Origin of the sequence: Flavobacterium panici (assembly GCF_903819335.1) — a bacterium.
Classification (GTDB): domain Bacteria; phylum Bacteroidota; class Bacteroidia; order Flavobacteriales; family Flavobacteriaceae; genus Flavobacterium; species Flavobacterium panici.
The window spans coordinates 1-12,908 of the sequence record NZ_CAIJDE010000064.1; the positions used below are offsets into that span (position 1 = coordinate 1).

General features: G+C 32.2%; 11 protein-coding genes. 6 read left to right on the top strand and 5 right to left on the bottom strand.

The features are described from left to right. Positions 1-388: 388 nt before the first annotated feature. The 5 genes from FLAPXU55_RS22360 to FLAPXU55_RS22375 all read right to left on the bottom strand — a co-directional run bounded on the left by FLAPXU55_RS22360 (position 389) and on the right by FLAPXU55_RS22375 (position 6,443). On the bottom strand, positions 389-1,231 hold the full coding sequence (locus FLAPXU55_RS22360) for a macro domain-containing protein (protein ID WP_180861493.1): 843 nt from the start codon (positions 1,229-1,231) through the stop codon (positions 389-391). Positions 1,232-1,235: 4 nt separating this feature from the next. Next, on the bottom strand, positions 1,236-1,802 hold the full coding sequence (locus FLAPXU55_RS22365) for a TIR domain-containing protein (protein WP_180861495.1): 567 nt from the start codon (positions 1,800-1,802) through the stop codon (positions 1,236-1,238). A 177-nt stretch (positions 1,803-1,979) separates the two neighbouring features. Continuing rightward, positions 1,980-2,549 carry a hypothetical protein gene (locus FLAPXU55_RS22370; RefSeq protein WP_219637280.1) on the bottom strand — a complete coding sequence of 190 codons (570 nt, stop codon included), beginning with the start codon at positions 2,547-2,549 and terminating at the stop codon, positions 1,980-1,982. Between the two features lie 62 nt (positions 2,550-2,611). Next, a complete protein-coding gene (locus tag FLAPXU55_RS24040; RefSeq protein WP_219637281.1) occupies positions 2,612-2,785 on the bottom strand; it encodes a hypothetical protein in 174 nt (57 codons plus the stop codon). A 217-nt stretch (positions 2,786-3,002) separates the two neighbouring features. Beyond that, entirely contained in the window at positions 3,003-6,443 is a 3,441-nt protein-coding gene (locus tag FLAPXU55_RS22375; protein ID WP_180861497.1) for a methylmalonyl-CoA mutase family protein, read from the bottom strand. Between the two features lie 294 nt (positions 6,444-6,737). On the opposite strand from FLAPXU55_RS22375, the gene FLAPXU55_RS22380 reads away from it, so the two are divergent. From FLAPXU55_RS22380 to purU, 6 genes are all read left to right on the top strand, one after another. After that, the gene (locus FLAPXU55_RS22380) at positions 6,738-8,345 is read left to right on the top strand and encodes a L,D-transpeptidase family protein (RefSeq protein ID WP_180861499.1); all 1,608 of its coding nucleotides are present in this window, start codon (positions 6,738-6,740) and stop codon (positions 8,343-8,345) included. Positions 8,346-8,523: 178 nt separating this feature from the next. After that, positions 8,524-8,865 carry a hypothetical protein gene (locus tag FLAPXU55_RS22385; RefSeq protein ID WP_180861501.1) on the top strand — a complete coding sequence of 114 codons (342 nt, stop codon included), beginning with the start codon at positions 8,524-8,526 and terminating at the stop codon, positions 8,863-8,865. 346 nt (positions 8,866-9,211) lie between these two features. After that, positions 9,212-10,081, top strand: coding sequence for a hypothetical protein (locus FLAPXU55_RS22390; RefSeq protein WP_180861503.1), 870 nt, complete (start codon positions 9,212-9,214; stop codon positions 10,079-10,081). A gap of 115 nt (positions 10,082-10,196) precedes the next feature. After that, positions 10,197-10,613, top strand: coding sequence for a cytochrome c oxidase assembly factor Coa1 family protein (locus FLAPXU55_RS22395; RefSeq protein ID WP_180861505.1), 417 nt, complete (start codon positions 10,197-10,199; stop codon positions 10,611-10,613). A 171-nt stretch (positions 10,614-10,784) separates the two neighbouring features. Next, the gene (locus FLAPXU55_RS22400; protein WP_053474130.1) at positions 10,785-11,504 is read left to right on the top strand and encodes a DUF4197 domain-containing protein; all 720 of its coding nucleotides are present in this window, start codon (positions 10,785-10,787) and stop codon (positions 11,502-11,504) included. 87 nt (positions 11,505-11,591) lie between these two features. Next, a complete protein-coding gene (purU, locus tag FLAPXU55_RS22405) occupies positions 11,592-12,446 on the top strand; it encodes a formyltetrahydrofolate deformylase (RefSeq protein WP_180861507.1) in 855 nt (284 codons plus the stop codon). Positions 12,447-12,908 lie beyond the last annotated feature (462 nt).

Here is a 12,908-nt window from a genome sequence, read left to right on the forward strand (position 1 = left end):
AATTCTTCGCTATACTGAGACTGCCATTTTGAAGGTGATGTCCTTGAATATCTTTCCATACTTTTACACTTTTGTGTAAACCTATTTTAGGACAAGACATTGCGTTCACGAGCGGGACGCTCGCGCTAGCGGGGGACAAACTTCATGGTATTTTATTGTTTTGCTGGTGCAGGCAAATGGAATTAATTATGGAATTTCTTTGTCATGATGGATTAAAATCCATCCCTACAATATGTTTCGTTCCTTCGGAACTTTTTATAGAACTTTATTAAAAATAACCACAATATTGTCATTTCGACGGAGGAGAAATCTCCGTAAGAAACTCGACAATGCTAATTTTCTGCTGGCGCGAGCGTCCCGCTCGTGAACGCAAAGAAATGCACGAGAGTTACAATCCTAATTCGATGGATTTTACATTGAATAAGTTTATTTGCCCAATTTTATCTTGATGTACAACTATTGTTAATTTAGCCGGATATTTAAATTTCATTTCACTTAATTTAAATGTCCATAACATTATTTTTAATAAATCTTCATCACTAATATTTTTATGTTCTTTTATTCTTGTGATTCCAGAACCAAAAATCGGAACAGAAACAGATTTTTGAGCATAAACACGATTAACTCTATCCCAAAAATTAATCAAAAATTCTATGTATTCTGCCATTGTCAGAGTTGCTTTATTGTCCTCATCAAATTTAGAAAACGCAGTTAGTATGAATTCATCATAAACAAAAATTGTACTTAACTTGAATTTTACTATTTTACCACCCAATCTTCTATTGACCTGATTGTTAAGTATATCTAATTCATCTGAATTATTTACTATAAAATCATCCAGTTCATCTATTTTTCCACTAAAATACTTATTAATAAAAATACCATTAAGAGATTTAGCAGATATTATTTTGTCGTCAACTACAGTATCAAAATATTCGTTAAATGCAATAGTTTTAAGACCGTCTTGGGAAAATAAATCTCCACATTTTATATTTACACTACTACCATCAATATCAATATCTATATTCGTAAGATTATTAGCTCTCAGCCATATAAAAAAATAAGTAAGTATTAAAATAAAAAAAGACAGATAACCAAAATATACTAACCATTCTTTATACTCTTCAGGTACAATGTTAAAAAGCAAAATGAATGATAAAACACCAGATATAGCAGAAAAATAAGCCCAGAATTTGTTTATAACACCTTTGTCAAAAAAATTAACTTTCATTCAATTAGTTTTTATAATAATAATCACCCGTTTTTTTCCCAGACCCGACTGTAAAATCAGAATTATTTAAAGAAGAACGTATAACATCTTTGTTCAAGGGTATGTGTAATACAGGTACTTTTGATTTTGAGTCCCTAAACACTGGCAATTTATTCCATAAATTACTTACTCTATTGTTTAATTCATTTTTATCGTTCGTAAGTAAATCTTCTTTTGCTTTTAAATCAGTGTATATTACAATCACAGGTAGACCTAAAGTATTAATCCCGTAATCAATTTCTTCTCTTAGCGCTTGTGAATTGGAAGTGTTTTTACTTAAAAATAAGATAATATTCTTAGAATTTCTAAGTCTTTCTCTAAGTCTTGGTTTAAGAGTCAACTCCCAATTACTGTTATCCCTAACATTATAAGTTGTATCGTGTGCATTTCTAAATGGGAAAGAACTATCCGAACCTTTCCATGCTTTGAGCATATTGTAAAAACAAAAATCTTCAGTTGCATGAGCCCCAAGAGATGATTCGCTGAATGGTTCATTTACATAAAACGCAGAATAATTGTAAATTTTACTCATAATTTATTTTAAATAATTGGTTATTAAATAAGACGCTATTCTAAAACCATTGCTTCGCGACTTTTTGAGATTACGAAATTCCTAGCTAAGAACTTCAGCTAAGTTTAAATTATTAAGAAAGATAGATTTCAATTTTATTTATATTTAATAATTGCACAAAATCAATATTAAAAACAATTAGTTATCTTCGTTAACTTCTCTAATTTTCTTAGCTCTTTGCACCTCACGTCTAATTAATGAACGTGGGTATTTATACTTATCTCCTACAAGTTCTACAATAATTTGTTCTGGTAATTCTTGTTCGATTAAACTACTTATAAAACTTCTTACTTCTTGAGAACCAAAACCATCTCTAGTTACAGAATCATTATCAATAGTATAAAGTTGCCTTCCAGTAGTAGATTCAAGATTACGCATTCTTTTGTCTAGCATTCTGACAGTAGATAAAACGTCTAACATTATATCGTTATCTTTTCTTTTTGTTATTACTGCAGTTTCTGGAGTTGTTTCAATAATTTTTTTAAAATCACTTTCAAATTGAACCCAATACGTCTCAAAAACTTTTGCTAAAACAGATTCTTTTAAAGCATCTTCTTTAAGAGAAATATTGATTGTTCTAACAAGTTCCCAAACACTCTCTTTTACGGGAAATGTATGATTAAATTGAGCTAAAGGATTTTCTAAATCCGTTGGAGATAAATCTATTAAAAATGTACAAACTCGATTAGATGTAAGACCTTTTGCCAAAGCTCCTGATTCAAAAAGAATCCAAGGTTTGTTTCTATTTTCTTTAGTTAAACAAACTATTCCTATACTAGATGTGCTAACTGGTCATTTATTTCTGTAAACCACAAAGCCCCTCTATCTATATCTTTTGAAGACATCCAAGGATTTACAGCTTGAATTACGCATTGAAGCCAATCATCTAATAACTCCGCAACTTTTTTACTTCTTTCTCCTGACCAACTGATAAATACTTTCATTTAATTTAATGTTTTTCCTATGATTTTTTGGTATAATTAGTCTATAAATTATTTATAAATTTCATTTTTTTTATTTTTTTGCCACTAAATATAATCCTAATACATTAAAAGTACGGTAAACCGTAAAGCCACAAAATTTCTATAAATCAAAATCATAAAAACAAAAAAACCTCCCAAAATCTGAGAGGTTTTTCCATATCATTAAAAAATAAAAATTCTACATATTCCTTCTATATTGCCCGCCCACTTCAAACAACGCCGAAGTAATCTGCCCCAAAGAACAAACCTTTGTAGCTTCCATTAAATGATCGAATAAATTTTCGTTTTTAATAGCCGCTTGCTGTAAATTATTTAAATGCTCATTAACTTTTGCTTCGTGAAATTGATGCAAATTATCCAGCATTGTAATTTGATATTGTTTTTCTTCTTCTGTAGCGCGAATAACTTCTGCCGGAATTACTGTTGGCGAACCTTTTGAACTCAGGAAAGTATTTACACCCACAATTGGGAAATCGCCGTTGTGTTTTAAAGTTTCGTAATACAAACTTTCTTCCTGAATTTTAGATCTTTGGTACATTGTTTCCATTGCACCAAGAACTCCGCCACGTTCTGTAATTCTATCGAATTCTTGTAAAACTGCAGCTTCAACTAAATCGGTTAATTCTTCGATAATGAATGAACCTTGAATTGGGTTTTCGTTTTTCGCTAAACCTAATTCTTTATTAATAATCAACTGAATCGCCATCGCACGACGCACAGACTCTTCTGTTGGCGTTGTAATCGCCTCGTCGTACGCATTGGTGTGCAACGAATTACAGTTATCATAAATCGCATATAAAGCCTGTAAAGTTGTTCTAATATCATTAAAATCAATTTCCTGCGCGTGTAACGAACGTCCAGATGTCTGAATATGATATTTCAGCATTTGTGCTCTTTCATTGGCTCCGTATTTGTTTTTCATGGCTTTTGCCCAAATTTTACGTGCCACACGACCAATTACTGAATATTCCGGATCAACTCCGTTCGAGAAGAAGAATGATAAATTTGGTCCAAAATCATTGATGCTCATTCCGCGGCTCAAATAATATTCCACGTAAGTGAAACCATTCGAAAGCGTGAATGCTAATTGTGTAATTGGGTTCGCTCCCGCCTCTGCAATATGATATCCTGAAATCGAAACCGAATAGAAATTACGAACGTTTTTAGTAATAAAATATTCCTGAACGTCGCCCATTAATCGTAAAGCAAATTCGGTTGAGAAAATACAAGTATTCTGTGCTTGATCTTCTTTTAAAATATCGGCCTGAACCGTTCCACGAACTTGTGATAATGTTTTGACTTTTATTTCATTATAAACATCTAAAGGTAAAACCTGATCTCCGGTAACACCCAAAAGCATTAATCCTAAACCGTTGTTTCCTTCTGGTAAATCGCCTTGGTATTTTGGTCTTTCAATACCTTTTCCAGCATATATTTTGTTGATTTTTGCTTCAACTTCTTTTTCTAATTCATTGACTTTAATATACAATTCACATTGCTGATCGATTGCCGCATTCATAAAAAAGCCTAAAAGCATTGGTGCAGGCCCATTTATCGTCATACTTACAGATGTTAAAGCATGAACCAAATCAAAACCTGAATACAGCTTTTTAGCATCATCTAAACAACAAATAGAAACTCCCGCATTTCCAATTTTCCCGTAAATATCCGGACGCAAATCTGGATCGTTTCCGTATAAAGTAACGCTGTCAAAAGCCGTCGAAAGTCTTTTTGCCGGCAATCCTGCACTTACATAATGAAAACGTTTATTGGTTCTTTCTGGTCCGCCCTCGCCCGCAAACATTCTCGACGGATCTTCGCCTTCACGTTTAAACGGATATAATCCCGAAGCAAAAGGAAATTCGCCAGGAACATTTTCCTGTAAATTCCAACGCAGGATATCACCCCACGCTTCATATTTAGGTAAAGCAATTTTCGGAATCTGTAAATGGGATAAACTTTCAGAATGCGTTGCAATCTTGATTTCTTTATCACGAACTTTAAACGAGTAAACCGGATTTTTATATTTGGCTACTTTTTCATCCCAATTCAGGATAATTTCCCAATTGTACGGATCTAAATCCATTTTTACTTTATCAAACTGATTCAGTAAAAGGTTTAAAAAGATTCTGTTTTCGTCATGTGGCTGTGCTGCGCTTGGTAAAACAGTCGAATCATCGATTCCTGCTTTATTGATTTGTGGCACTTTTCCAGAAACCGATTCTATTGTTTTGAAAATTCCGTATAATTTCTGTGCTACTTTTTGCTGCGAAAGTGCGATTTCATCATAAGATCTGTTATTCTCTGCAATTTCAGATAAATAACGTGTTCTGTGAGGCGGAATCACGAAGATTTTTTCGCTCATTTCTTTAGTGATTTCAAAAGTCGATTTCAATTCAGAATTCGTTTTTTCGACCACTTTATCCATAATCGCTTTATAAAGCGTGTTCATCCCCGGATCGTTAAACTGCGAAGCAATTGTTCCGAAAACCGGCATTTCATCAGGATTTTTATCCCAAAGATTATGGTTTCTTTGATATTGTTTTTTTACATCGCGCAAAGCATCAAGCGCTCCCCTTTTATCAAACTTGTTTAACGCCACTAAATCGGCAAAATCAAGCATGTCGATTTTTTCCAATTGTGTTGCCGCTCCAAACTCCGGTGTCATTACATATAAGGATACATCAGAATGATCCATTATCTCAGTATCAGACTGACCAATTCCCGAAGTTTCCAGAATAATCAAATCGTATTTTGCCGCTTTCAAAACCTGAATCGCTTCGGCAACATATTTAGACAAAGCCAAATTCGACTGACGTGTCGCCAGCGAACGCATATATACACGAGGATTATTTATGGCATTCATACGGATTCTGTCTCCTAAAAGTGCTCCTCCGGTTTTTCTTTTAGAAGGATCGACAGAAATTAATCCGATTGTTTTCTCTGGGAAATCAATTAAAAAACGACGAACCAATTCATCAACCAAAGAAGATTTTCCGGCTCCTCCCGTTCCTGTAATTCCCAAAACCGGAATTATAGAATTGGTATTGCTTTCGTGAATTTTATCAAAAACTGGTTTTGCAATTTCAGGGAAATTCTCGGCTGCTGAAATTAAACGTGCAATTGCCGTAGGAACTTTATTTTCGATATGATCGATTTCTCCGTTTAATTTATCTCCAATAGGAAAATCAGATTGTTGTACCAAATCGTTAATCATTCCCTGAAGTCCTAACGAACGGCCATCATCTGGCGCGTAAATTCGGGTAATTCCATATTCATGTAATTCTGAAATTTCGCTTGGCAGAATTACGCCGCCGCCGCCGCCAAAAATTTTAATGTGCCCCGCTCCCTTTTCATTAAGCAAGTCATACATATATTTAAAGTATTCGTTGTGCCCGCCCTGGTAAGATGTCATCGCAATGGCATTGGCATCTTCCTGGATTGCTGTATTCACCACTTCCTCTACACTTCTGTCATGCCCAAGGTGAATTACCTCCACTCCTGTAGACTGAATTATACGACGCATTATATTTATTGCTGCATCATGGCCGTCAAAAAGCGAAGCAGCGGTTACAATTCTTACTTTATTTTTAGGAATATATGGTATTTGTTGTTCCATTTTATGAATATGATAATTTAAAGGGAGCAATTTACAAAATATTTTAATATTTGATGGCGATCAAACCTTTATGTTTTTAAAAAATATATCGATTTCGTTAATAACTAGGGTAACAAACACGCTAACCAGCTGATTTATACTATATAAACCTACCACATGGCAATCTTGCAAAATCTAAATGTAATAAAGCAACTCATTATCAATAACCTAAAGTAATTTAGCAGTGTAGAAAAGGCCCCAAATTTTTACCCAGAACTTTCGAATCTAAGTAGTAACGTAAAAATTGAAATGAAAATGAAAACAACATATCCAGTAAGCATAATTTTAGCTCTTAGTTTCACTATATTATCTTTTGGAAAGCATAATAATAGTAATACCAGAGAAAACATAAGTTTGAATAAATCTTATCTAAATAACAATTCAGATACAAAAGTTGACAGTGAAGTATTGACTGATTTCTTTAAAAGGTATTCTGATTTAAAAAAATATCAAAACGAGGTTGTTTCCTTGTACAAAACAAGATCTTACGGATCAATTTGGTTTGAAGATGACAAAATCAACGAGTTCGGAAAAACCTTGTATGACAAATTAAATGATACTTATGAGGAAGGTTTAATTTTTGAACTTCCTTATAAATATGAAATTGATCAAATTTTCAAAAAAGGATCAAACGATAAACCATCAAAAGCAGATTCTGATATGCTTTTAACTTCTGCATACATTATCTATATGAACCGTGTGTATGTTGGTTTAGATGCCGAAACTGCTAAAAAAACAGGATGGCTTCTTCCAAAAAAAGAAATATCTTATGATACTTTGTTAGATTCTCTAATGACTCAACCTACTTTATTAGAGAAAAATGACGAGCTTCTTTTTAACCAATATTATAAATTGCAGGATGCTCTTAAAAAATACAGAGAAATAGAAAAAGCCGGTGTGTGGAAACCTATCGTCGCCGAATCTCCTTATAAAGATCTTAGACCTGACGCCAATACACCTACAATTGGACAAGTTAGAACGAGATTATTTATTTTGGGTGATTTAGATCATGACTCTAAAAGTAATTTTTATGATCGTGAATTAATGGACGGTGTAATGAAATATAAACTTAGAAATGGGTTTAAACCAAATTACATTTTATCTGCAGATCATATTAAAGAAATGAACATTCCGTTAAAAGACAAGATTAATACCTTGATGGTCAATATGGAAAGATGCCGTTGGATTTCTCCAAAAATTCTAAAAGACAAAGAATATATTATTGTAAATATTCCTTCTTTTGAATTAGTATATGTAAAAAACGGAAAACCGGAACTTACTTCTAAAGTTTTTGTGGGATCTGCGGTAACCAAAACAACCATATTTAATGGGAATATTGACAAAATTGTTTTCAGCCCGTACTGGACAGTTCCTCAAAGTATTGTTGATAATGAATTGAAAATGAAGATGGCTGCCGATCCTAATTATCTAACAGAGAAAAATATGGAGATAGTTAATGGTCAGGTAAGACAAAAACCAGGTCCAAACAACTCTCTTGGATTAGTGAAATTTATTTTCCCAAATCCTGAAGATATTTACATGCACGATACTCCTGCAAAATCATTATTTGATTTTGAAAGAAGAACTTTTAGCCACGGTTGTATTAACGTAAACAAAGCAAAAGAGCTAGCTATTGCCATGCTTAAAGATTATCCGGAATGGACAACAGAAAAAATCAATAAAGCAATGGAAGGAAAAACGGAAAGTACATTTAAACTGCCAAATAAAGTGCCTATTTACATCACTTATTTTACTTCATGGGTTCATGATTCCGGAGAAGTAAGTTTTTATCAGGATGTTTATGAAAAAGATACAGAGTTAAATAATTTCTTATTTCCGGTTGATGGCGTAGCTTCAAACTAAATAGCAATTATAAATAAAATAAAATCGGGAATTCATTGAAGTGAATTCCCGATTTTCTATTTTTAAAAATAGCCTAACTTATTAATATCAAAACTTTTAAGTCTAAAAATATTTTGATTTCTGTCGCAACTTTGCAGTGTAATATTACCACTAATATTAATTACAAAATCAATTTATCATGAAAACAGAAAATATCGATGGATTAACACTATTTGAAATAAATTTATTAATTCAGCAAGGAGCAAGATTTATAATGTTTCCTAATATGATGAGCAAATCTAAAAGTTCAACTATTTATTTTGTTCGTCCCGAAGAAAAAACTTTTAAATATGCCATAAAACATTTTTTAAAGAATATAGCAAATTGCTGGCATACAATACCTTTTAGACCACTTTATCTTTCTAAATCTTTATTTTATTTAGCTATTGGCGGTCAAAATTACACTCACGCAGTACTGGCAGATTTAAAAACTATTAATCCTGTCTACAACCCAAACCTATACTGCTTACAATACGTTTAAACTGCCTTTTTTGTCCCTAAAAAACTTAGTTATATAATTTGTTACATAAACCAAATCCTATCTAGACAGTCAGGCAACCCTACTAAGCTTGAAAAAAAATGTCTTTTAGTAATTCGTTTATCAAAACAAAAATTAAATCATCTTATAAATTTTATGAGGTGATTTTTTTTTTAAATAGAACCTTTGAAAATTTCCTGATTTTCTAAATAAATAAAACGATATATAGATTTTGTTGAAAGTAATACCCTCATTTTTTTGTCTTAAAATACTATTTTAAAATCATCTTGAGGCTTATATGATGATAGATTAAACAGAGATTTGCAGATTCCAAATCATCCATTTATAAATGAAAAAATACGTTTTAATTTTTAGTTTTATTATAGCAGCTTTACTTATTTCATGCAATAAATTCACCACTCAAAACGCGATTACATCTGATGGACTTAGCAATCCTAAACCACCAAAAGCTATCGGGCCTCCACGTATATTATTTATAGGAAATAGCCAAATAGAATATTTTGTAAGTGCTCCTACGCTGTTTCAGGAATTATGCAATTTTAATAATAAACATATAAATGTCCAACAATTGGTAACAATGGGAGTTTCACTAGATAAAGTTTATTATACTAATAAAACAGAAGCGAATCAAATTTTTTCTAATAGAGATAAAGATGGAAATTATTATGATTTTGTTGTGCTTCAGGAAGCGACACCAATTGCATTAACAGATCTTGAAAAGTATAGATCAAATTTAAAATTAATTGTAGAAAAAATACATAAAAATAGTCCGGATGTTGCCATATATGTCTATCAAAATATGTCTCCATTACCATATACAAATCCAGAATATGATGATTATTATAAAGAATTACAAAAAAATGCCGTTTTAGCTGCCGCTTATATTAAAAATGCAGGTTTATTGAGGGTTGGCGATGCTGTTAAAGATGCTTATGAAGGTAAAAGCGGTTATAAATATTTAAGTAATAATAAAGATAATCTTCGTTATGGTAAAAATATACTTCACTTTACAAACGATGGAGGATTTTTACAGGCAGTTTTACTATACTCTGCTATATTTGATAAAACACCAATTATTCCTAAAAAACTTATTTTAAGCACTGGAACTGGAGATAAGGACAATATGAGAAAACAAGAAGTGGATAAAGTAATCAGTAATCCAAAGGCCTTAGAAGAGATAGCTTTTAATAATCGTTAAACCTTAAAAACAAAAAATCATCTTATAGTTATAAGGTGATTTTTTTATTTTGTTTCATCTGAAAATTAATATCTTTCAGAAAATTAACCTAATCAACAAATTAACCTTTATTACTATGAATGACGATTACCAACCTCAAAAAAATTGGTGGGACAGAAACTGGAAATGGTTTGTACCAACAGGATGTTTAAGCCTTTTAGTTCTTTTTGTTTTATTTATTGGCGGAATATTTTTTGGAGTAACATCGATGATGAAAGATTCTGATGCTTTTAAAGAATCGATGACTGCTGTACAGCACAATAAAATTGTAATTGAAAAATTAGGAAACCCAATTGAAACTGACGGAATGATGTGTGGAAGTATAAGCACAAGCAACGATACCGGAAATTGTGATTTACAAATCCCGATAAAAGGCCCAAAAGGAAAAGCTACTTTAGTTGTTGTTGCTACAAAAAGAGGAAAATGGAAATACGATAAATTGTCTGTTTATATCGAAAAAACAAAAGAAGAGATTGATTTATTGAAGAAATAGATTTTTTAAGTTTCTAAGAATCTAAGTTGCTGAGATGCTAAGTTTTTGATTTTGTATTAAATTAAAATATTACGAATGTTAATAATTAAACAAAATGTTACGTGCCGTTAAATAAATTGTGGCTTTATTTTTGAATATGTAGTATTTTTGAACCTTAATAAACCCCAATAAATGAAAAAGATTTTTTTATTAGTCGTTACATTTTCTCTAACGTCATGTGCGCAGGTACAACAGACTCTAAATCAATTACCGCAAATATCTTCTCAGATTCCGGGAGTTGGCGGTGTTGATATCGCTTCTGGACTAAAAGAAGCCCTTAACAAAGGAATTACGCAACAAGTAAGTAAATTAACCGCAGTAGATGGTTTTTATAAAAATGAAGCCGTAAAAATTTTAATGCCCGAAGAATTACAAAAAGTAGATGCTACATTACGTAAAATTGGTCTTGGCTCGCTGGCCGATGAAGGAATAAAAGTTTTAAACCGCGCAGCCGAAGATGCTGTAAAAGAAGCAACACCTATATTTGTTTCGGCAGTTAAAAATATGTCGTTTACAGATGCTAAAAATATCTTATTAGGGAATGACAGTGCAGCGACTAGTTATTTACAAGGAACCACAACAACAGCTTTATACGGAAAATTTAATCCGGTAATTAAAAGCTCTTTTGAAAAAGTAGGTGCCGATGTTGTCTGGACAAAAATCATCAACAAATACAACACTATTCCATTAGTGAAAAAAGTAAATCCTGATTTAACTGATTATACAACTAATCAGGCACTGGCAGGAGTTTTTAAAATGATTGCTGTAGAAGAAAAAGATATCCGTAATAATATCAGTGCAAGAACAACACCTTTATTAAAAAGCGTTTTTGCAATGCAGGACGGAAAATAATTTTTTAAGGTTCAAAGTTACAAAGGTAAAAAGCAACTTTTGTCACTTTGAATCTTTGCAACTTTGTTACTAACCAAAATAAACTAAATGCAAAAAATAACCATTCTGATTCATTGCAAAGACCAAAAAAACATCATTGCATCAGTAACTACTTTTATTGCAAAAGTGGAAGGAAATATTACCTACATCGACCAGCATGTTGATGTGGAGCAAAATGTATTTTTTATGCGATTGGAATGTGAATTTACCAATCCGAAAGTTACAATTGAATCCTTAAAAGAAGAATTTAATAAAACTCTCGCTGTCGATTTTAATATGTCATGGGATTTGTACAATCAGGAACAAAAACCAAAAATGGCATTATTTGTTTCTAAATATGATCATTGCTTATTTGATATTTTAGGAAGATATAGTGCTGGTGAATTGAATATTGAAATTCCGGTAATTATTAGCAATCATAATGATTTAAGATCAATTGCCGAACGTTTTGATATTCCGTTTCACTGTGTTCCTTTTACAAAAGATAATAAAGAAGAAGGCGAAGCGAAACAAATTGAGCTTTTAAAAAGGTATGATATCGATTTTATTGTTTTAGCGCGCTACATGCAGATTATTACTCCAAAATTAATTTCACTTTACGAAAATAGGATTATCAATATTCACCATTCTTTTTTACCGGCTTTTCCGGGTGCAAAACCCTATCATTCTGCATTTAAACGCGGGGTAAAAATTATTGGAGCAACAAGTCATTATGTTACCGAAGAATTAGATGAAGGTCCAATTATCGAACAGGATATTGCCAGGGTTTCTCACATCCACTCTGTTGAAGATTTTATCATGAAAGGGCGTGACTTGGAACGTATTGTTTTGGCAAGAGCTATTAAATTACATTCTGAACATAAAACAATGGTTTATAGTAATAAAACTGTGGTGTTTTCTTAAGGTTTTTTAACGCAAAGAGCGCAAAGGTTTTTCGCAGAGCACAAGATTTTGTATTAAAGTTTTACAATTATATTTGGAGATCGCAAAGGGCTTATGTGTGAATTTTGCCCACGGATTTAACGGATAAAACAGATTTTCACTGGTTTGTTTTATTAAATTTTTAAACTAAATAATAACCCGATGGGATTTTAAAATCCCATCGGGTTATTTTATACATATAAAACTGGACTGAAGTCCAGCCCTACAATATGGATCGAGCCAAAGGCTCTTTTTATAGTTCCGAAGGAACAAATTATATTGTAGAGCTGGACTTCAGTCCAGTTTACAAAGGTTTTGTGTATAGATTTTTGCTCACGGATTTAACGGATGAAACGGGGTTTCGCGGGTTTGTTTTTTACCTAAATAAGAACCCGATGGGATTTTAAAATCGCATCGGATTATTTTGTACATATAAAACTGGAC

Coding starts and splice junctions, on each gene's coding strand:
- FLAPXU55_RS22390 (WP_180861503.1), top strand. CDS start 9,212: ATGAAAAAATACGTTTTAATTTTTAGTTTTATTATAGCAGCTTTACTT.
- FLAPXU55_RS22400 (WP_053474130.1), top strand. CDS start 10,785: ATGAAAAAGATTTTTTTATTAGTCGTTACATTTTCTCTAACGTCATGT.
- FLAPXU55_RS22375 (WP_180861497.1), bottom strand. CDS start 6,443: ATGGAACAACAAATACCATATATTCCTAAAAATAAAGTAAGAATTGTA.
- FLAPXU55_RS22365 (WP_180861495.1), bottom strand. CDS start 1,802: ATGAGTAAAATTTACAATTATTCTGCGTTTTATGTAAATGAACCATTC.
- FLAPXU55_RS24040 (WP_219637281.1), bottom strand. CDS start 2,785: ATGAAAGTATTTATCAGTTGGTCAGGAGAAAGAAGTAAAAAAGTTGCG.
- FLAPXU55_RS22395 (WP_180861505.1), top strand. CDS start 10,197: ATGAATGACGATTACCAACCTCAAAAAAATTGGTGGGACAGAAACTGG.
- FLAPXU55_RS22360 (WP_180861493.1), bottom strand. CDS start 1,231: ATGAAAGTTAATTTTTTTGACAAAGGTGTTATAAACAAATTCTGGGCT.
- FLAPXU55_RS22385 (WP_180861501.1), top strand. CDS start 8,524: ATGAAAACAGAAAATATCGATGGATTAACACTATTTGAAATAAATTTA.
- purU (WP_180861507.1), top strand. CDS start 11,592: ATGCAAAAAATAACCATTCTGATTCATTGCAAAGACCAAAAAAACATC.
- FLAPXU55_RS22380 (WP_180861499.1), top strand. CDS start 6,738: ATGAAAACAACATATCCAGTAAGCATAATTTTAGCTCTTAGTTTCACT.